The organism is Pseudomonas paraeruginosa, from assembly GCF_003025345.2.
Taxonomy (GTDB): domain Bacteria; phylum Pseudomonadota; class Gammaproteobacteria; order Pseudomonadales; family Pseudomonadaceae; genus Pseudomonas; species Pseudomonas paraeruginosa.
Genome location: NZ_CP020560.1, coordinates 4,872,114 through 4,891,171 on the forward strand (window position 1 = coordinate 4,872,114; position 19,058 = coordinate 4,891,171).

The 19,058-nt window shown below is 65.9% G+C and carries 15 protein-coding genes; 9 read left to right on the forward strand and 6 right to left on the reverse strand.

The features are described 5' to 3' along the window. Positions 1-19: 19 nt before the first annotated feature. From B7D75_RS23095 to B7D75_RS23115, 5 genes are all read right to left on the reverse strand, one after another. Positions 20-658: a DUF1175 domain-containing protein gene (locus tag B7D75_RS23095; protein ID WP_003152479.1), complete on the reverse strand. Its 639-nt coding sequence runs from the start codon at positions 656-658 to the stop codon at positions 20-22. Then, positions 655-2,424, reverse strand: a complete 1,770-nt coding sequence (locus B7D75_RS23100) for a DUF2138 domain-containing protein (protein WP_107114457.1) — start codon at positions 2,422-2,424, stop codon at positions 655-657. The genes B7D75_RS23095 and B7D75_RS23100 overlap by 4 nt, the downstream gene beginning before the upstream one ends. 39 nt (positions 2,425-2,463) lie before the next feature. After that, on the reverse strand, positions 2,464-3,273 hold the full coding sequence (locus tag B7D75_RS23105; protein WP_058146789.1) for a YfaP family protein: 810 nt from the start codon (positions 3,271-3,273) through the stop codon (positions 2,464-2,466). A 161-nt stretch (positions 3,274-3,434) separates the two neighbouring features. Further along, complete coding sequence (locus tag B7D75_RS23110; protein WP_003094419.1) at positions 3,435-3,995, reverse strand: response regulator transcription factor; 561 nt, start codon at positions 3,993-3,995, stop codon at positions 3,435-3,437. A 25-nt stretch (positions 3,996-4,020) separates the two neighbouring features. After that, a complete protein-coding gene (locus B7D75_RS23115) occupies positions 4,021-5,289 on the reverse strand; it encodes an ATP-binding protein (RefSeq protein ID WP_012077251.1) in 1,269 nt (422 codons plus the stop codon). A gap of 277 nt (positions 5,290-5,566) precedes the next feature. On the opposite strand from B7D75_RS23115, the gene B7D75_RS23120 reads away from it, so the two are divergent. From B7D75_RS23120 to B7D75_RS23130, 3 genes are all read left to right on the forward strand, one after another. Continuing rightward, positions 5,567-6,277 carry an SIMPL domain-containing protein gene (locus B7D75_RS23120; RefSeq protein ID WP_107114458.1) on the forward strand — a complete coding sequence of 237 codons (711 nt, stop codon included), beginning with the start codon at positions 5,567-5,569 and terminating at the stop codon, positions 6,275-6,277. 253 nt (positions 6,278-6,530) lie between these two features. Then, positions 6,531-8,144 carry an ABC transporter substrate-binding protein gene (locus tag B7D75_RS23125; protein ID WP_033998184.1) on the forward strand — a complete coding sequence of 538 codons (1,614 nt, stop codon included), beginning with the start codon at positions 6,531-6,533 and terminating at the stop codon, positions 8,142-8,144. 93 nt (positions 8,145-8,237) lie between these two features. After that, entirely contained in the window at positions 8,238-9,836 is a 1,599-nt protein-coding gene (locus B7D75_RS23130) for an ABC transporter substrate-binding protein (RefSeq protein ID WP_053817740.1), read from the forward strand. 57 nt (positions 9,837-9,893) lie between these two features. On the opposite strand, the gene B7D75_RS23135 is transcribed toward B7D75_RS23130, so the two are convergent. Next, on the reverse strand, positions 9,894-11,111 hold the full coding sequence (locus tag B7D75_RS23135) for a M24 family metallopeptidase (protein ID WP_033998188.1): 1,218 nt from the start codon (positions 11,109-11,111) through the stop codon (positions 9,894-9,896). A gap of 168 nt (positions 11,112-11,279) precedes the next feature. Here B7D75_RS23135 and psdR point away from each other — a divergent pair, with 168 nt between their 5' ends. The 6 genes from psdR (at position 11,280) to B7D75_RS23170 (ending at position 19,035) form a co-directional block, all read left to right on the forward strand. Beyond that, entirely contained in the window at positions 11,280-11,843 is a 564-nt protein-coding gene (psdR, locus tag B7D75_RS23140) for a transcriptional regulator PsdR (RefSeq protein WP_012077255.1), read from the forward strand. 264 nt (positions 11,844-12,107) lie between these two features. Further along, complete coding sequence (locus tag B7D75_RS23145; RefSeq protein ID WP_012077256.1) at positions 12,108-13,709, forward strand: ABC transporter substrate-binding protein; 1,602 nt, start codon at positions 12,108-12,110, stop codon at positions 13,707-13,709. A gap of 225 nt (positions 13,710-13,934) precedes the next feature. Continuing rightward, positions 13,935-15,389, forward strand: a complete 1,455-nt coding sequence (locus B7D75_RS23155; RefSeq protein ID WP_010895675.1) for an OprD family outer membrane porin — start codon at positions 13,935-13,937, stop codon at positions 15,387-15,389. 49 nt (positions 15,390-15,438) lie between these two features. Continuing rightward, on the forward strand, positions 15,439-17,034 hold the full coding sequence (locus tag B7D75_RS23160; RefSeq protein ID WP_034081359.1) for an ABC transporter substrate-binding protein: 1,596 nt from the start codon (positions 15,439-15,441) through the stop codon (positions 17,032-17,034). A gap of 67 nt (positions 17,035-17,101) precedes the next feature. Further along, on the forward strand, positions 17,102-18,112 hold the full coding sequence (locus tag B7D75_RS23165; protein WP_033998191.1) for an ABC transporter permease subunit: 1,011 nt from the start codon (positions 17,102-17,104) through the stop codon (positions 18,110-18,112). An 11-nt stretch (positions 18,113-18,123) separates the two neighbouring features. Next, the gene (locus tag B7D75_RS23170) at positions 18,124-19,035 is read left to right on the forward strand and encodes an ABC transporter permease subunit (RefSeq protein WP_003105451.1); all 912 of its coding nucleotides are present in this window, start codon (positions 18,124-18,126) and stop codon (positions 19,033-19,035) included. Positions 19,036-19,058 lie beyond the last annotated feature (23 nt).

Below are 19,058 nucleotides of genomic sequence, written 5' to 3' on the forward strand. Positions count from 1 at the left end.
GTCTTCACTGGGACGTGATTCATTGAGAAAGGAAAGCCAGCCGATAGATGCCGATAAAGTTGGGATTGGATTCGTCGGGGATCCATCGGGTGTCCTTCCATGTCATGAGTTGTTGCAGGCTGACCGAGCGCATGCCGTTGTCGGTCGGGGTGCTGCTGCCGGTGTGATAGGCGATGGAGCGGCCCATCCAGATCATCAGGTGCTGGTCGTCGCCCTGGTCGTAGAACATCAGGTCGCCGGGGCGCGCCTGGTTGAGGTCGCGGCCGACCAGCCGGCTGTTGAACTGCACCAGCTTGATCGCATTCACGTAGGGTCCGACCTGGCCGCCCCCCTGCTGCCAGTTCTGCGCCAGGCGCCGTTGCTCGGGACTGAGCGCCAGCTCCGGGGGCAGGTAGCGGTTGGACAGGCCGTTGGCGCGCAGCCATTTGCCGTCATGGACCTTCAGCGCCTCGTTGGCGGCGAAGCGCACCAGGCCGGCGCAGTCCTGCTGGTGCCAGCGCGGGCTCGGTCCCTGGCGCAACTGTTCCTGGGCGATGCGCACGAACCAGGCGCGGAACACCTGCGATTGCTGCGGGTCGAGCGCTACCGGGGTCTCGCCACGGGCACCGCCGCTGGCCAGCAGGAGCAGCGCCAGGCCGAAGGTCGTCAGGCGCCTCACAGCGGCCGCCATTCCAGCGGCAGCCACTGCCACGGCGCGTTGGCCTGGCTGCCGGCAGGCAGCCCGAGGGCATAGCCGCCCTTGCCGGCGAGGGTCTTCAGGCGCGGCATCAGGTAGGTGTCGGCGGCATTGCGGAATACCGGCTCCATGTCCTGCGGCAGGCTGTCGAGGGTTTCCCGCTGCAGCAGTTCGGAGAGCGGCTGCGGCGCCAGGTAGGCTGGCACCAGCGCATCCTTGGGCAGCACTTCGGCGAGCGGCGGATAACGCTTGTCGAGGGTGTCTAGGGCCTTGCCGAGCAACTGGTCGTCGAGGGAGAACAGCAGGGTCTGGCCATGCCGCGCCATGCCGATGCGGAAGAACGCGCGGCCGCTGATGCTGTCCGGGTCGTCCGCCTGGCTGGCCGGATAGGCGCCGAAGTTCGAGCTGACCTGGCGGGTCCAGCGGCGGGTCTGGCCATCCACCCGGTCGTCCACCGGGAAGCTGCCACCCTCGACCTTGGCTTCCTTCGCGCCGATCACGCGGCCGAACAGCTTGCCCAGCTCGTCGTCGAGCTCGACACTGGCCGGCGCGCTCAACTGGCCTACCAGCAGCGGCGAATGCAGGCGCGAACTGGCGTACCAGCAGAGACCGGCGGCGCCGCTGAGATGCTCGGAGAAGGCCTGGGCCATCTTCTGCTCGGCCCCCAGGCGCTCCAGCATCACACCGTACAGGCCGGGCGTGACCGGCAGCGCCACGCAGGCGCTGGCGCCCATCGGCATGGCCTGCCAGACCGGGGAGAAGTCCAGCGGCGGCTGACGCTCCACCTCGTTCAGCGCCAGGTAGCTGCTCCAGCCCTGCTCGCCCTTCTCGAAGCGCACCCCGGCGAAGCTCGGGATGAAGCGCTGGTAGCCCATGGCCAGGACGCTGGCATTTAGGGTGATGCGCTGGCGCAGCTCGCCACGGTCCGGCAGGCCGAAGCGCTCGGGGAACAGCTCGTCGCCATCGATCAACGCCGCCAGTTCCTCGCTGGCCGGACCGTTCAACGGGCTGTCGTCGCTTTCGCCGCCATCGTCGAAGAGCATTCGTGGGTTCGACAGCAGCAACAGCCGGTCGCCCTTGGACAGGAACAGCATCGCCTTGTCGTTGCCGTAGCGCAGGCGATAGACCGAGGTTCCAGCCAGCTCGCCGACCTTGCGCAACTGCTGGTCGTCTGCGGCGATATGTGCCAGCGGCTCGAGCACCCGTGCCAGGCCGCCGCGCTTGAGCACCACCACGAAGTCGCGCAGGCGGCCGTCGGCGCCGCGCCAGAGGGCGACCTGGGCCGGCTGGTCGAGGAGTTCCTCGACCAGGCTGTCCTTCAGAGTCAGGTCGTGTTCGTAGATGATCCGTCGCAACGTACCGGTCAGGCCGAGGCGGTCGCCGTTGTTCTCGTAATAGAAGACGAAGTCCTCGGTGAGGGTATCGCGCAGCAGCGGCACCTCGAGGATTTCCTTCGGCAGGCGGCTCAGCGATACGCTCTCGATCAGCGCGTCGGGCTTGCGCAGGTCGCGGTAGGCGCGTGGCGCGGCGGCGTCCGCGGGTGCCTGGGCGCCGATCGGCTGGCCGAGGTCCTCCTCGACCGGGCCACCGCTACCGAGCCGCTCCAGCCAGCCCATCTGCCAGGCCAGCACACCGCCGGCGGCCAGCGCGGCGACGATCCCCAGCACCGGCCACAGGGCGCTTCGCGGGCGCGCAGCGGCGGGCGCAGGGGTTCCGTTGGCAGGGCTAGGGGTATTGTTCTCGCTCATGGTTCGCTAATCCCGTGTCATCCGTACGAGGGGGATGCTTCAGTAGGTAAAGGTCTTGACCAGCACCAGGTCGCCGATGGTGCGCAGGGGCACGACGAAGGTCTCGTGCTTCTCGTCGACGCTGTTTTCGTTGAACACCAGGTTGACCTGGGCGGTGATCACGTCCTGTACGTTGCTGCCGGCCTGGAAGTTGTAGCCCTGGTTGTTGAGGTTGCCCCAGTAGTTCACGTAGATCAGGTAGGTGCCGTGCAGCGGCGCGCCCATGGTGAACATCTCCGGGCCGGGCCCGTCGACGCCGTCCGGATCCAGGCCGCCGCTGTTGCTCAGGCGCGGATGCGCCCAATAGGCGTGCTGGCCATCGGGGGTGACGATATGCAGGTCGAGCTCGGCCTTGGGGTCGTCCCAGCCGAGCACCACGCGTACGCGCGGGGGCACCTGGGAGCGGTTGGCCTCGTAGAACTGCACGCGCTTGAGGATCTTGCCGTCGGCGCTGCCGACCTGGACGCCATTGGAGCCATGGCCGAACGCATAGGGGCGGACGAAACGCCCGACGCCGTCGGTATAGAGAGGGAGAGGATTGCCGTTGACCACCAGGCGCTGGGCGCGCTCGGTGCCGACCAGTTCGCGCAGATGTCCTTCGATCAGGCTGCGGCCGCGCTGGCCGCCGCGATCGATGGGCGGAGTCGGATAGGCGACACGCGGGGCATCGGGCTGTTCGAGCAGGCCGGAATAGCGCCAGCCCGCCGTCGGACCATCCAGGTCCACCGAGGGCTCGGCTAGTGCAGGCAGCCCGAAGGCCAGTCCGAACAGCACCGACAGGCAGCCGGCACTCGAACCGAAGATACGCATGATCAATCCCTGGTCGTGCGATTTATGAAAGTTGCATCTTAACGATTGCTCGGCCCGCTGGATATCCCCGGCGACCGGTGGAATCCGCGAAACCGAGCGCGAATCGACGGAAAGCGAAAACGCCAGGGGCGCCCTGCGGCGCCCCTGGCGTCATTTTCGCTTCAGCGCCGGACCGGCCGCTTCTGCAGCTTGCGCTGCAAGGTCCGTCGATGCATGCCCAGGGCGCGGGCGGTGGCGGAGATGTTGCCCTCGTGCTCGGCGAGCACGCGCTGGATGTGCTCCCATTGCAGGCGATCCACCGACATCGGGTTCTCCGGCACCAGGGTGTCCAGGTCGGCGTGCTCTGAGAGCAGCGCGGCCAGCACGTCGTCGGCGTCCGCCGGCTTGCACAGGTAGTTGCAGGCACCGCGCTTGATCGCCTCGACCGCGGTGGCGATGCTGGAATAGCCGGTGAGGATCACCACCCGCATGTCCGCGTGCAGTTCCAGCAGTTTCGGCAGCAGCACCAGTCCCGAATCGCCCTCCATCTTCAGGTCGAGCACGGCGTAGTCCGGGGTGTCCTGCTGGGCCAGCGCCAGGCCTTCCTCGGCGGAGCCGGCGGTACTGACCCGCAGGCCGCGGCGGCTCATGGCCCGCGCCAGGACGCGGGTGAAGGTGGGATCGTCGTCCACCAGCAGGAGATGGGGATGTTCTTCCCCTTCGAAGAGCAGCTCTTCAGACATAGGCAGGGCCTCTCAGACGGATCACTCAAGCCATCCCGTACATGCGCGGCAGGCGCAGTTCGGTCAGAGTGCCGCCATCTTCGTGGTTATACAACTTCACCGTTCCACCAGCGCGGGTCACGCTGGCCTGACTGAGAAACAGGCCAAGGCCGAAGCCCTTGCCCTTGGTGGTGAAGAACGGTTTGCCGATCTGCTCGGCGATCGCCAGGGGCACCCCGACGCCATGGTCGCGGATGCTCAGGCAGATATTGCTGCTATCCCAGTCCAGGCGGATGTCGAGGTCGTCGGGACAGGCGTCCGCCGCGTTGTTCAGCAGATTCAGCAGGGCCTGGCTGAGGTCGGTCGGCGGGGTCAGGCGCGGCGCGGCGCCCAGGCCCAGGCACTGGTAGCGGTAGGAGGCCTCGGGGCGCATCAGGTGCCAGCGGCGCAGCACCGACTCCAGCCATTCGGCGGCGCTCTGCTCTTCCACCGCCTGGCGGCGGTCGGCCTCGGCGGCACGCACCAGTTGCTGGAGGGTGTGCTTGCACTGCTTGACCTGCTCCTGCAGCAGGGCCAGGTCTTCCTGCAGGGTCGGATCCTGCGGACGCTCCTGGCGCAGTTCGTTGAGCAACACGCTCATGGTCGCCAGCGGCGTGCCCAGTTCGTGCGCGGCGCCGGCCGCTTGCGTGGCCACCGCCAGCAACTGCTGGTCGCGCATGCTTTCCTCGCGCCGCTCGGCCTGTACGTGCGCCTGCCAACGCAGCGCCTCGGACATCTTCACCACGAAGAAGGTGATGAAGGCCGCCGACAGGGCGAAGTTCAGCCACATGCCGAACAGGTGCAGGTTGATCAGCATCGCCTCGTGCTGCACCGCCTGCAGGTGCAGCGGGTGGTACCAGATCAGCAGCAGGGTGTAGCCGGTCAGGGCCAGGCCGGAGAGGACCATGGAATAGATCCAGGGCAGGGTCGCCGCGGCGATGGTCAGCGGTACCAGGTAATAGGAGACGAAGGGGTTGGTCGAGCCGCCGGAGTAATACAACAGGGTGCTGTGGATGATCAGGTCGCAGGCCAGTTGCACCGCGTATTCCTGGTCGGTCACCGGCCATGGCGCGCGCAGGCGCAGGGCGGTGAACAGGATCAGGCCGGCGGACAGGCCGAGGGTCAGGCCCAGCGCCAGCCAGGGTAGCGGCAGCAGGTCGGAGAGCCAGGCGAAACCCACCGAGCCGGCCTGCGCGGCCAGCACGAGAATACGGATGAGGAGCAGACGGCCAAGATTCTGGCGACTGGCGGAGAGCAGGAAAACCGGTGCGCGCATGTTTTCTTCCGGAATAAGCGCGAGTATAGCCAAGACACTGTCGGCAACTCTGCGGCAAAGTGACTCAGAAACCTCGCAGGTCGCCATCCTGCCCTGTTTCGCCGGACCCTGTCAGGGCCCAGATCAGTAAATTTCTCGTTTTTTCCGAAATCGCCTAACCCGTTTTGCGAAAAACTTCCGTCTCAGGGTCCAAGACCGGCTTGCAGGCGCGCTCGCCGCGCCCACCGGAACCATGCTCTACAGTGTGAATTCAGCCTCAAGTACAAGGAGTTGCCCAATGTCCGCGATTTCCCGCCTGGCCGCCGCCGTCACCCTCTGCGCCGCCAGCCTCTCGGCGGTGGCCGAGGAAGCGCCGCGCTACAACCAGGTCTCGCTGCACGCCGAAGTCAGCCAGCAGGTGGCCCACGACCTGATGCAGGTCACCCTCTACAGCGAAAGCCAGGGCAGCGACCCGGCCAAGCTCGCCGCCGAGACCACCAGCGTCCTCAATGCCGCCGTCGCCGACGCGCGCAAGGTCAAGGGCGTGACCATCAGCCTGGGCAGCCGCAACAGCTACCCGGTCTATGACGACAAGGGCCAGAAGATCACCGGCTGGCGCGAGCGCGCCGAGCTGCGCCTGGAAAGCTCCGACTTCGCCGCCCTCGGCCAGCTCTCCGCCGACCTGCTGGGCAAGCTGAAGATGGGCGGCATGGACTTCAGCATCGCCGAGGCGACCCGCAAGAAGAACGAGGAGCAGTTGATGAAAGGCGCTGTGGACGCGTTCAAGGAACGCGCCCAGTTGCTCACCGAGGCACTCGGCGGCAAAGGCTACAAGCTGGTCAGCCTGAACGTGAACAGCGCCGGCGCACCGCGCCCGTATCCGGTGATGCGGATGGCGGCGATGAAGGCCGACGCCAGCTTCGGTGGCGCCCAGGCGCCGGAGATCGAGGCCGGTACCAGCCAGGTCACGGTGAACGCCGACGGCGTGATCGAAGTGCAGATGCCCTGATCCGGAACCTCGCCGCACCACCAGAGGCAGCCCAGGGGCTGCCTCTTGCGTTGCCGCTGTCGCTCGCGCGGCAAACGCGCCCAGATCGCGTTTGCGCAAATTCGAAAATGCGACATTCCCTTTCAACCAGATAACAACATCTACACTGAACCGACCTCGACGCTTGCGGCCGGCACATGCCCTGCATAGCTTCGCGCAAGACAGCTCACGAGGCTGTCCCTCGCAGACAATCAAAATAACCAGAGGTCATTCCATGCGTAGAAACGCCGTCATCCGCTCCGCGATCATGCCGTCCCTGCTCGGCGCCGCCCTGATCGCCAGTGTTCCCCAGGCCTTCGCCAGCAACCTGATCTTCTGCTCGGAAGGCAGCCCGGCCGGCTTCGATCCCGCCCAGTACACCACCGGTACCGATTTCGACGCCGCGGCGGAGACCGTCTTCAACCGGCTGACCCAGTTCGAGCGCGGCGGCACCCGGGTGATCCCCGGCCTGGCGGAGAGCTGGGAGGTCGGCGACGACGGCAAGACCTACACCTTCCACCTGCGCAAGGGCGTGAAGTTCCACAGTACCGACTACTTCAAGCCGACCCGCGAATTCAACGCCGACGACGTGCTGTTCACCTTCGAACGCATGCTCGACAAGAACCATCCGTTCAGGAAGGCCTACCCCACCGAGTTCCCCTACTTCACCGACATGGGCCTGGACAAGAACATCGCCAGGGTCGAGAAGCTCGACGAGCACACGGTGAAGTTCACCCTCAACGAGGTCGACGCCGCCTTCATCCAGAACCTGGCGATGCCCTTCCCGTCGATCCAGTCCGCCGAATACGCCGCGCAACTGCTCAAGCAGGGCAAGGCCAGCGACATCAACCAGAAGCCGATCGGTACCGGGCCCTTCGTGTTCAGCCGCTACCAGAAAGATGCGCAGATTCGCTTCAAGGGCAATAAGGACTATTGGAAGCCGGGCGAAGTGAAGGTCGACAACCTGATCTTCGCCATCAACACCGACGCCTCGGTGCGCGCGCAGAAGCTCAAGGCCGGCGAGTGCCAGATCACCCTCAACCCGCGCCCCGCCGATCTCGACGCACTGAAGAAAGACCCGAACCTGAACCTGCCGTCGCAGGCCGGCTTCAACCTCGGCTACATCGCCTACAACGTCACCCACAAGCCGTTCGACCAGTTGGAAGTACGCCAGGCGCTGGACATGGCGGTGAACAAGAAAGCGATCATCGATGCCGTCTACCAGGGCGCCGGCCAGTTGGCGAGCAACGGCATGCCGCCGACCCAGTGGTCCTACGACGAGACCATCAAGGACGCGCCCTACGATCCGGCCAAGGCCAGGGAGCTGCTGAAGAAGGCCGGCGTCGCCGAGGGCACGGAGATCACCCTCTGGGCCATGCCGGTACAGCGTCCCTACAACCCCAACGCCAAGCTGATGGCGGAAATGCTGCAGAACGACTGGGCGAAGATCGGCATCAAGGCGAAGATCGTCACCTACGAGTGGGGCGAATACATCAAGCGCGCCAAGGGCGGCGAGCACGACGCCATGCTGATCGGCTGGAGCGGCGACAACGGCGACCCGGACAACTGGCTCGGCACCCTCTACGGCTGCGACGCGGTGGACGGCAACAACTTCTCGAAATGGTGCGACGCCGGCTACGACAAGCTGGTCAAGGACGCCAAGCGCACCACCGACCAGGGCAAGCGCACCGAGCTGTACAAGCAGGCCCAGCACATCCTCAAGGAGCAGGTGCCGATCACCCCGATCGCCCACTCCACCGTCTACCAGCCGATGCGCAAGACGGTCCGGGACTTCAAGATCAGCCCCTTCGGCCTGAACTCGTTCTACGAGGTCAGCGTCGGCAAGTAGCTTCGCCTGCCAGCCGCGCCGCCCCGCCACGAGCGCGGCGGCGTCTCCCCCCGGGGCGTCCGACCCGGCCGTCCCGTTCCAGAGGAGTCATCCATGCGACCATGCTCTGCCCTGCGCTACAGCCTGCTGCTGCTCGCCTTCGCCGCCAGCGCCGCCATCCAGGCTCAGCCGAAGACCCTGGCGGTGTGCACCGAAGCGGCGCCGGAAGGGTTCGATCCGGCCCGCTATACCTCCGGCTATACCTTCGACGCTTCCGCCCATCCGCTGTACAACGCGCTGGCCGCGTTCGCTCCGGGCAGCGCCACGGTGATCCCGGCCCTGGCGGAAAGCTGGGACATCTCCGCTGACGGCCTCGTCTACACCTTCCGCCTGCGCCAAGGCGTGAAATTCCACAGCACCGATTATTTCAAGCCAAGCCGCGAATTCAACGCCGACGACGTGCTGTTCAGCTTCCAGCGCATGCTCGACCCGCGGCATCCCGCCCACGACCTTTCTCCCAGCGGCTACCCCTACGCCGACGCCATGCAACTGCGCGAGATCATCGAGCGTATCGAGAAGATCGACGAGCACCAGGTGCGCTTCGTCCTCAAGCACCCGGAGGCGCCGTTCCTGGCCGACCTGGCGATGCCGTTCGGCTCGATCCTCTCCGCCGAGTACGCCGGCCAGTTGATCGCCCTGGGCAAGGGCGACGAACTCAACAGCAAGCCGATCGGCACCGGTCCGTTCGTCTTCACCCGCTACCGCAAGGACGCTCAGGTGCGCTACGCGGCCAATCCCGACTATTGGAAGGGCAAGCCGGCCATCGACCACCTGGTGCTGGCGATCACCCTCGACCCCAACGTGCGCGTGCAGCGCCTGCGCCGCAACGAATGCCAGATCGCCCTGACGCCCAAGCCGGAAGACATCGCAGCGCTGCGCCAGGACCCGCAGCTGACCGTGCTCCAGGAGGCGGCGATGATCACCTCCCACGCAGCGATCAATACCCGGCACAAGCCGTTCGACGACCCCCGCGTGCGCCGCGCGATCTCCCTGGGCTTCAACAAGCCGTCCTACCTGAAGATCGTCTTCGGCGACCAGGCCCGCCCGGCCATCGGCCCGTACCCGCCGATGCTGCTCGGCTACGACGACAGCATCCACGACTGGCCCTACGACCCCGCACAGGCCAAGGCCCTGCTGAAGGAAGCCGGGGTCGCCCCGGGCACCCCGCTGAACCTCTACATCAGCACCGGCAGCGGCCCCGGCGGCAACCCGGCGCGGGTGGCGCAACTGATCCAGTCCGACCTGGCCGGGATCGGCCTGCAGGTGAATATCCGCCAGTTCGAATGGGGCGAGATGGTCAAGCGCACCAAGGCTGGCGAGCACGACATGATGCTCTACAGCTGGATCGGCGATAACGGCGATCCGGACAACTTCCTCACCCACAACCTCGGCTGCGCCTCGGTGGAATCCGGCGAGAACCGTGCGCGCTGGTGCGACAAGGCGTTCGACGAGGCGATCCGCAAGGCGCGCATGAGCAACGACGAGAGCCAACGGGTAGCGCTGTACAAGGAAGCGCAGCGGATCTTCCACGAACAGATGCCCTGGCTGCCGCTGGCCCACCCGCTGATGTTCGACGCGCAACGCAAGAACGTCGGCGGTTACCGCATGAGCCCGATGTCGGCACGGGACTTTTCCCGGGTCACGCTGGAGTGAGGGAACAGCCGGCGATGCCAGCGGGGTCCAGGCCCCCGCTCGCCGCCGGCGCGCGGCTCAGCCTTGCAGGCCGAACGGATCGTCGATCGACGGGCTCGGCTGGGTGAACCAGCACGGCCCCTGCGCCGTCATGTAGAAGTGATCTTCCAGGCGGATGCCGAACTCGCCGGGCACGCAGATCATCGGTTCGTTGCTGAAGCACATGCCGACGTCCAGCGGCGTGCGGTCGCCACGCACCAGGTAGGGACCTTCATGGACGTCCAGGCCGATGCCGTGCCCGGTGCGGTGCGGCAGGCCGGGCAAGCGGTAGTCCGGCCCCAGGCCGTTGGCTTCCAGCGAACGCCGCGCCGCGGCGTCCACCGCCTCGCAGGGCTGGCCCAGGCGCGCGGCGTCGAAGGCCGCCAGCTGGGCGTCACGCTCCATCGCCCAGAACTCGCGCTGACGAGTGCTGGGCATGCCGAACACGTAGCTGCGGGTGATGTCCGACTGGTAGCCGTGGAGCTGGCAGCCGGTGTCGATCAGCACCATGTCGCCCCCCTTCAGCACCTGCGCGTGCTTCACCCCATGGGGGAAGGCGCTGGCGGCGCCGAACAGGACGATGCAGAAGGTCGAGCCGGGGGCGCCCACCTTGCGGTGCGCCTGGTGGATGAATTCGGCGACCTCGGTGGTGCTGATGCCTTCGCGGAGAATGCTCGCCGCAGCCTTCTGCACTTCCAGGGTCATGTTCTTGGCCCGCTGCATCAGCGCCAGTTCCTCGGCCGACTTGCGCATCCGCCCCTGGTCGACCAGCGCCGCGGCGCTGACGAAGGACCGCGCCGGCGCCAGCCGGCGCAGCCGGTCGAACATCTCGAACGGCAAGGTCGGGCACAACGCGACCGGACGCGCCTCGTCGATGCCGAGCGCGGCCAGGCGCTCGAGCAGCAGGCGGTAGGGATCCTGGTGTTCCTCCCAGGTGTGGATGATGCCGTCGACCACCTGGAAGTCGCGTACCGTACCTTCCTCGAAGGCCGGCGCAAGGTATTCGAGCGCTCCTTCGGCGGGCAGCAGGGCGCCCACCAGGCGTTCGCTGGGGTGCCATTGCACACCGCTGAAGTAACGCAGATTGCTGCCCGCATGCAGGTAGGCCGCGGCGATGCCGCGCTCACGCATCCAGGCCTGGGCCGCGGCGATGCGCTGGCGATAGGCCGGCAGGCCGATCGGCTGCGCACCGTCCGTCATGTTCCGCAGACGCGCCAGCGCCTGCTCAGGGGTACTACCGCCAACACCCACGGTCATTTGTTGTTCTCCTCGTCTGGACCGGGCTGAAATTTAAGTCGAGCTTAAATTCAGGTCAAAGCAAATTTTCAGTCACACTTAAAAAATACTGCCTCGGGTAGCTCATCTGTCAGACTTCATTGACGCACCGCGCTGGGTATACTGCGCCTTTCAACAAGAGTCTCCCCAATGACCGTAGACCGCATCGGCGAACGCCTGCGTCGCTATCGCCGCGCCGCCAAGAAAACCCTGCACCAAGTCGCCAGCGAATCCGGTCTCACCGCGAGCTTCCTTTCCCAGGCGGAGCGCAACCTCACCGGCGTATCGATCTCCTCCCTGGCCAACATCGCCAAGTCGCTGAACATCCCGCTCAACGCCCTGTTCGACCAACCGGCCCAGCCACAGCCCGATTCCCACGAAGGCGAACGGGTGCGCTACACCATCGAGGGCCAGCCGCTGGCCTACGAGCGCCTGTCCAGCTCCTTTCCCGGCAACCTGATCAACGCGGTGAAGATGAACATGCCGGTGGGCTATCAGTCCGAGCTGATTTCCCATGAGGGCGCGGAGTTCTCCTACGTTCTTTCCGGACAGATCGTCTACACCATCGAAGGCCGCCAGTATCCTCTCGGTGCCGGCGACTCGGTGCATTTCGACGCCACCAAGACCCACTGCCTGGCCAATGTCGGCAACGACGTGGCGGAAGTCCTGACCATCACCACCATGGGCCTGTTCGACGACCATCCGGCGCCCTGACGCAGCCGCAACGCGCCAACCCTCCCTGTCAGGCAAACGTTTTCGTAAGAGAAATGTTAGTCATGCTTAATTTTCGTTGACCCCAATTTCAGCATGACTTAATTTCGGCATCAGCGAATCGTCGACCAACAACAAGCGGACGATCGCTGTCGCCGCACAGGGTCCATGGCTGTCATCCGCCATCCATGGAAAGGCGAGAGTTGCCATGGCCCACAAGGCCGATCCTCAGACGATGCCCTTAGAAAAAGAAAAAATGAGGTTTGCATGCGTAAGATCCTTCCCGTTCGGGCCTGGCTGGCAGCCGGTCTGATCCTCGGCACCCCGTTCTCCCACGCCGCCAGCAACCTGGTGTTCTGCTCGGAGGGCAGCCCGGCCGGCTTCGATCCCGCCCAGTACACCACCGGTACCGATTACGACGCGACCTCGGTCACCCTGTTCAACCGCCTCGTCCAGTTCGAGCGCGGCGGCACCCGGGCGATCCCCGGCCTGGCGGAGAGCTGGGACATCGGCGACGACGGCAAGACCTACACCTTCCACCTGCGCAAGGGCGTGAAGTTCCACAGCACCGACTACTTCAAGCCGACCCGCGAGTTCGACGCCGACGACGTGCTGTTCACCTTCCAGCGCATGCTCGACAAGAACCATCCGTTCAGGAAGGCCTACCCCACCGAGTTCCCCTACTTCACCGACATGGGCCTGGACAAGAACATCGCCAGGGTCGAGAAGCTCGACGAGCACACGGTGAAGTTCACCCTCAACGAGGTCGACGCCGCCTTCATCCAGAACCTGGCGATGGACGTCGCTTCGATCCAGTCCGCCGAATACGCCGGGCAGTTGCTAGAGGCCGGCAAGCCGCAGCAGATCAACCAGAAGCCGATCGGTACCGGGCCCTTCATTCTCAGTCGCTACCAGAAGGACGCGCAGATCCGCTTCAAGGGCAACAAGGACTACTGGAAGCCGGAAGACGTGAAGATCGATAACCTGATCTTCGCCATCAATACCGACGCCGCCGTGCGCGCGCAGAAACTCAAGGCCGGCGAGTGCCAGATCACCCTCAACCCGCGCCCCGCCGACCTCAAGGCCCTGCAGGAAGCGGCGAACCTGAAGGTGCCGTCGCAGCCGGGCTTCAACCTCGGCTACATCGCCTACAACGTCACCCACAAGCCGTTCGACCAGCTGGAAGTGCGTCAGGCGCTGGACATGGCGGTGAATAAACAGGCGATCATCGATGCCGTCTACCAGGGCGCCGGGCAACTGGCCGTGAACGGCATGCCGCCGACCCAGTGGTCCTACGACGAGACCATCAAGGACGCCCCGTTCGATCCAGCCAAGGCCCGCGAACTGCTGAAGAAAGCCGGCGTCGCCGAAGGCACCGAGATCACCCTCTGGGCCATGCCGGTACAGCGTCCCTACAACCCCAACGCCAAGCTGATGGCCGAGATGATCCAGGCCGACTGGGCGAAGATCGGCATCAAGGCCAGGATCGTCAGCTACGAATGGGGCGAGTACATCAAGCGCGCCCACGCCGGCGAGCACGACGCCATGCTGTTCGGCTGGACCGGCGACAACGGCGACCCGGACAACTGGCTGGCGACCCTCTACGGCTGCGACTCGATCAACGGCAACAACGTCTCCAAATGGTGCGACGCCGGCTACGACAAGCTGGTCAAGGAAGCCAAGCGGGTCACCGACCAGGACAAGCGCAGCGAGCTGTACAAGCAGGCCCAGCACATCCTCAAGGAGCAGGTGCCGATCACCCCGATCGCCCACTCCACCGTCTACCAGCCGATGAGCAAGTCGGTCCACGGCTTCAAGATCAGTCCCTTCTCGCGGAACGCCTTCTATGGCGTAGCCAACCAGCCCTGATGCCGACGCCGCCCCGGTCGTGAAACGACCGGGGCGCAGAAGAACGGCACGACTTCGTACTTCATTTTTTTGCTTTTCCTGCCCGTGTTCCAGAACGGCGCTACGCGCGTTCCGCCAGGAACGCTCGCCGCGCCGTCTTCGACCGCCGCGCCCCGGCGCAGGCGAAACCGGCGCAAACCTGGTGGTGAAACAGGTGCCAACGACAACAATAAAGGGAGCAATCAGGTGATGAGAAACCAACGTGTGACCAGCGCTACGCTGGGACTGGCCTTGCTGGCTGCGAGCGCGCCGGGCTGGGCGGCCGACGAGCAGGAAAACCCGCCGGCCCCGGACAACCCGAGCTACGCCGCCGAAGTGCAGAGCATTCCCAGCGTGGCGAAGCCGATCAAGGGCCAGGCCGGCGCCACCGGGCTGGTCGAAGGCCAGAGCCTGACCCTGACCACCCGCAACTTCTACTCGCGGGAAAACATGAAGGACAGCTTCACCTTCCGCATTCCCAAAGCCGGCGGCGGCTCCCAGCGCATCCACCAGCGCAACGCCTGGGTCCAGGGCACCGTTCTCAAGTACAGCTCGGGCTACACCCAGGGCACCGTCGGTTTCGGTTTCGACGTCGCGGCATTCAACGAGATCGCCCTGGAGCGCGGCAAGGGCCGCATCGGCGGCGGCGGCAACCGGACCCTGGCGAACAGCGACGGCGAGGCGCTCGGCGAGTGGTCCAAGCTGGGCGTCGCCAACATCCGCCTGCGCGCCTCCAACACCGAATTCAAGGCCGGTCGCTTCCTGGTCAACACTCCGGTGTTCAGCTACATCGACAACCGCGCCCTGCCCTCCAGCTTCACCGGCTTCGCCGTGACCAGCGAGGAGCTGGACAACCTCAGCCTGCAGGCCGGCAGCTTCCGCAAGGTCAGCCCGCGGACCGGCTCCGGCGACGAGGACATGACCACCGAGTACGGCACCCGCCAGGTCAAGGGCGACCGCCTGAACTACCTCGGCGGCAACTACAAGCCGCTCGACGGACTGGAGATATCGCTCTACGGCTCGCACTTCCAGGACGTCTGGAACCAGTACTACCTCGGGGTCACCCACGACATCGGCGACCTGGAGAACGGCATCGCCCTGCGCACCGCCTTCAACGGCTACCACACCGGCGACACCGGCGCGCGCGAAGCCGGCTACATCGACAACGACACCTGGAGCCTGGCCTTCACCCTCGGCCATCGCGCCCACGCCCTGACCCTGGCCTACCAGCAGGTCGACGGCAACGAATACTTCGACTACGTGCACGAGACCTCGGCGATCTTCCTCGCCAACTCGATGCTCGCCGACTACAACAGCCCCAACGAGAAATCCGCGCAGATCCGCTACGAGACCGACTGGAGCTACTACGGCGTACCCGGCCTGAGCACCGGGGTGTGGTACGTGAAGGGCTGGGACATCGACGGCACCCACTACGACGGCGACCGCAACGGCGCCTACGGCAACTATGCCGAGGTGCGCGCCCAGGACGGCGAGAAACACCACGAGCTGGGCCTGATGGCGGCCTACAAGGTGCAGAACGGCCCGATCAAGGACAGCACCTTCAAGCTCACCTACATGATGCACAAGGCCAGCCAGAACCAGATCGACGGCAGCGTCAACGAACTGCGCCTGGTCAGCACCTTCCCCTTCAACCTGCTGTAAACCTGCGACAACCGGCGGCCCCGGCGACGGGGCCCACGAGGAGGACTCCATGCTCCATCCGTTGCTCCGACACCTGCCCCTGGCCCTGGCGCTGTGCGCCGCCGGGACGGCCCAGGCGAAGAACCTGGTGGTCTGCACCGAGGCCAGCCCGGAAGGCTTCGACATCGTCCAGTACACCGGCGCGGTCACCGCCGACGCTTCCGCGGAAACCGTGTTCAGCCGCCTGCTCGCCTTCCGCCCCGGGACCACCGAAGTGATCCCCGGGCTGGCCGAGCGCTGGGACGTCAGCGCCGACGGACTGAGCTATACCTTCCACCTGCGCCCCGGCGTGAAATTCCATACCACCGACTACTTCAAGCCGACCCGGAGCCTGAACGCCGATGATGTGCTGTGGAGCTTCCAGCGCGCCCTCGATCCGAAGCATCCCTGGCATGCCTCGGCGCCGCGCGGCTACGCCTACTTCGAGGCGATGGGCATGGGCGAGCTGATCAGGTCGGTGGAAAAGGTCGACGACCTCACCGTGCGCTTCGTCCTCAACCGTCCCGAGGCGCCATTCCTGCGCGACATGGCGATGCCCTTCGCGTCGATCTATTCCGCCGAGTACGGCGACCAGTTGCTCGCCGCCGGCAAGCAGGGCCAGCTGAACAACCAGCCGATCGGCACCGGGCCCTTCGTCTTCAAGCGCTACGCCAAGGATGCCCAGGTCCGCTACACGGCGAACCCGGACTACTACGCCGGCAAACCGCCGATCGACAACCTGGTGTTCGCCATAACCCTCGACCCCAACGTGCGCATGCAGAAGGTCCGCGCCGGCGAATGCCAGGTCTCGCTGTACCCGAAGCCGGAAGACGTTCCGCGCCTGAAGCGGGATCCCAACCTGGCGGTAGACGAGATCGATGCCCTGCTCACCACCTACATCGCCATCAATACCCGGCACAAGCCGCTCGACGATCCGCGCGTGCGCCAGGCGATCAACCTCGCGGTGGACAAGAAGGCCATGCTCGACGCGGTGTTCGGCCCTGGCGCGGCCACCCCTGCGGTCGGCCCCTACCCGCCGACCCTGCTCGGCTACAACCACTCGATCCAGGACTGGCCGCACGACCCCGAACGTGCAAAGGCGCTGCTCAAGGAGGCCGGCGCGGAAAACCTGAAGATCACCCTGTTCATTCGCAACGGCACCTCGCCTACCATCCCCAATCCGGCTCTGGCGGCACAGATGCTGCAAGCGGACCTGGCCAAGGCCGGCATCCAGATGACCATCCGTTCGCTGGAGTGGGGCGAGCTGCTCAAGCGTTCGAAGGCTGGCGAGCACGACCTGTCGCTGCTCGGCTGGGCCGGCGACAACGGCGACCCGGACAATTTCCTCAGCCCGAACCTGAGCTGCGCCGCCGCCGAGTCGGGGGAAAACCAGGCGCGCTGGTGCGACAAGGACTTCGAGGCGCTGATGCGCAAGGCCCGCGAGGTGAGCGATCCGGCCGAGCGGGCGAAACTGTACGAGCAGGCCCAGGTGGTATTCCACGAACAGGCACCGTGGATTCCGCTGGCCTACCCGAAACTGTTCAACGTCCGGCGGAACACCGTCCAGGGCTATGTGATCAATCCGCTGAGCAACAACAACTTCGCCACCACCTCGGTGAAGCCGTAGAAGAACAAGGGCCACAGCCCCGTCGATGGCGGGGCGCATGGCTCGCGATGAGGAGTTACCCGCCACCATGCTTAGTTTCATTGCTCGACGACTGGGGCTGCTGATCCCCACCTTCTTCGGCGTGACCCTGCTCACCTTCGCGCTGATCCGCCTGATTCCCGGCGACCCGGTGGAAGTGATGATGGGCGAGCGCCGCGTCGACCCGCAGATGCACGCCGAGGCCCTGCACCGCCTGGGCCTGGACAAGCCGCTGTACCAGCAGTACCTGGACTATGTCGGCAACCTCGCCCAGGGCAACCTCGGCGAATCGCTGACCACCCGCGACGGCGTCTGGCACGAATTCCTCACCCTGTTCCCGGCGACCCTGGAACTGTCCCTGGCCGCGATGCTCTTCGCCGGCACCTTCGGCCTGCTCGCCGGGGTGATCGCCGCGCTCAAGCGCGGCTCGCTGTTCGACCACGGGGTGATGACCATCTCCCTCGCCGGCTATTCGATGCCGATCTTCTGGTGGGGCCTGATCCTGATCATGCTGTTCTCCGTGTCGCTGGGCTGGACCCCGGTGTCCGGGCGCCTCGACCTGCTCTACGACATCGAGCCGAAGACCGGCTTCATGCTTGTCGACACCCTGCTCTCCGACGAGGAAGGCGCCTTCCTCGACGCCGTGCGCCACCTGATCCTGCCGGCCATCGTGCTGGGCACCATCCCGCTGGCGGTGATCGCCCGCATGACCCGCTCGGCGATGCTCGAGGTCCTGCGCGAGGACTACGTGCGCACCGCCCGCGCCAAGGGCCTGTCGCCGGCCCGGGTGGTCTTCGTGCACGCCCTGCGCAACGCGCTGATCCCGGTGCTGACGGTGTTCGGCCTGCAGGTCGGCACCCTGCTCGCCGGCGCGGTGCTGACCGAGACCATCTTCTCCTGGCCGGGCATCGGCAAGTGGCTGATCGATGCCATCAGCCGCCGCGACTACCCGGTGGTGCAGAACGGCATCCTGCTGGTCGCCACCCTGGTCATCCTGGTCAATTTCGTCGTGGACATCCTCTACGGCCTGGCCAACCCACGCATTCGCCACCAACGCTGAGGAGCGAGCCGATGAACGCCATGCACAACGCTCCCGCCAGCGACCCGAGCCTGGTCTACCCGTCCCCGCTGAAGGAATTCTGGCAAGCCTTCGCGCACAACAAGGGCGCCCTCGGCGGCCTGCTGTTCATGCTGCTGATCGTGTTCTGCGCGCTGTTCGCCCCCTGGGTCGCGCCCTACGATCCGAGCGAACAGTTCCGCGACTTCCTGCTGACCCCGCCGTCCTGGCTGGAGGGCGGCCAGGCGCGTTTCCTGCTCGGCACCGACGAACTGGGCCGCGACCTGCTCTCGCGGCTGATCCACGGCGCCCGCCTGTCGCTGCTGATCGGCCTGTCCTCGGTGGTGATCTCGCTGATCCCCGGCATCCTCCTCGGCCTGCTCGCCGGCTTCTCGCCGAACCGCGCCGGGCCGCTGATCATGCGCCTGATGGACATCATGCTGGCGCTGCCGTCGCTGCTGCTGGCGGTGGCCATCGTGGCGATTCTCGGCCCGGGCCTGATCAACACCGTGATCGCCATCGCCATCGTCTCGCTGCCAGCCTACGTGCGCCTGACCCGCGCCGCGGTGATGACCGAGCTCAACCGCGACTACGTCACCGCCTCGCGCCTGGCCGGCGCCGGCACCCTGCGCCTGATGTTCGTCTGCGTGCTGCCGAACTGCATGGCGCCGCTGATCGTCCAGGCCACCCTGAGCTTCTCCTCGGCAATCCTCGACGCCGCCGCCCTGGGCTTCCTCGGCCTCGGCGTGCAACCGCCGACCCCCGAGTGGGGCACCATGCTCGCCTCCGCCCGCGACTACATCGAGCGCGCCTGGTGGGTGGTCAGCCTGCCCGGCCTAACCATCCTGCTCAGCGTGCTGGCGATCAACCTGATGGGCGACGGCCTGCGCGACGCCCTCGACCCGAAACTGAAGAACGCGGCATGAGGAGCACGACCATGAACCCCGCA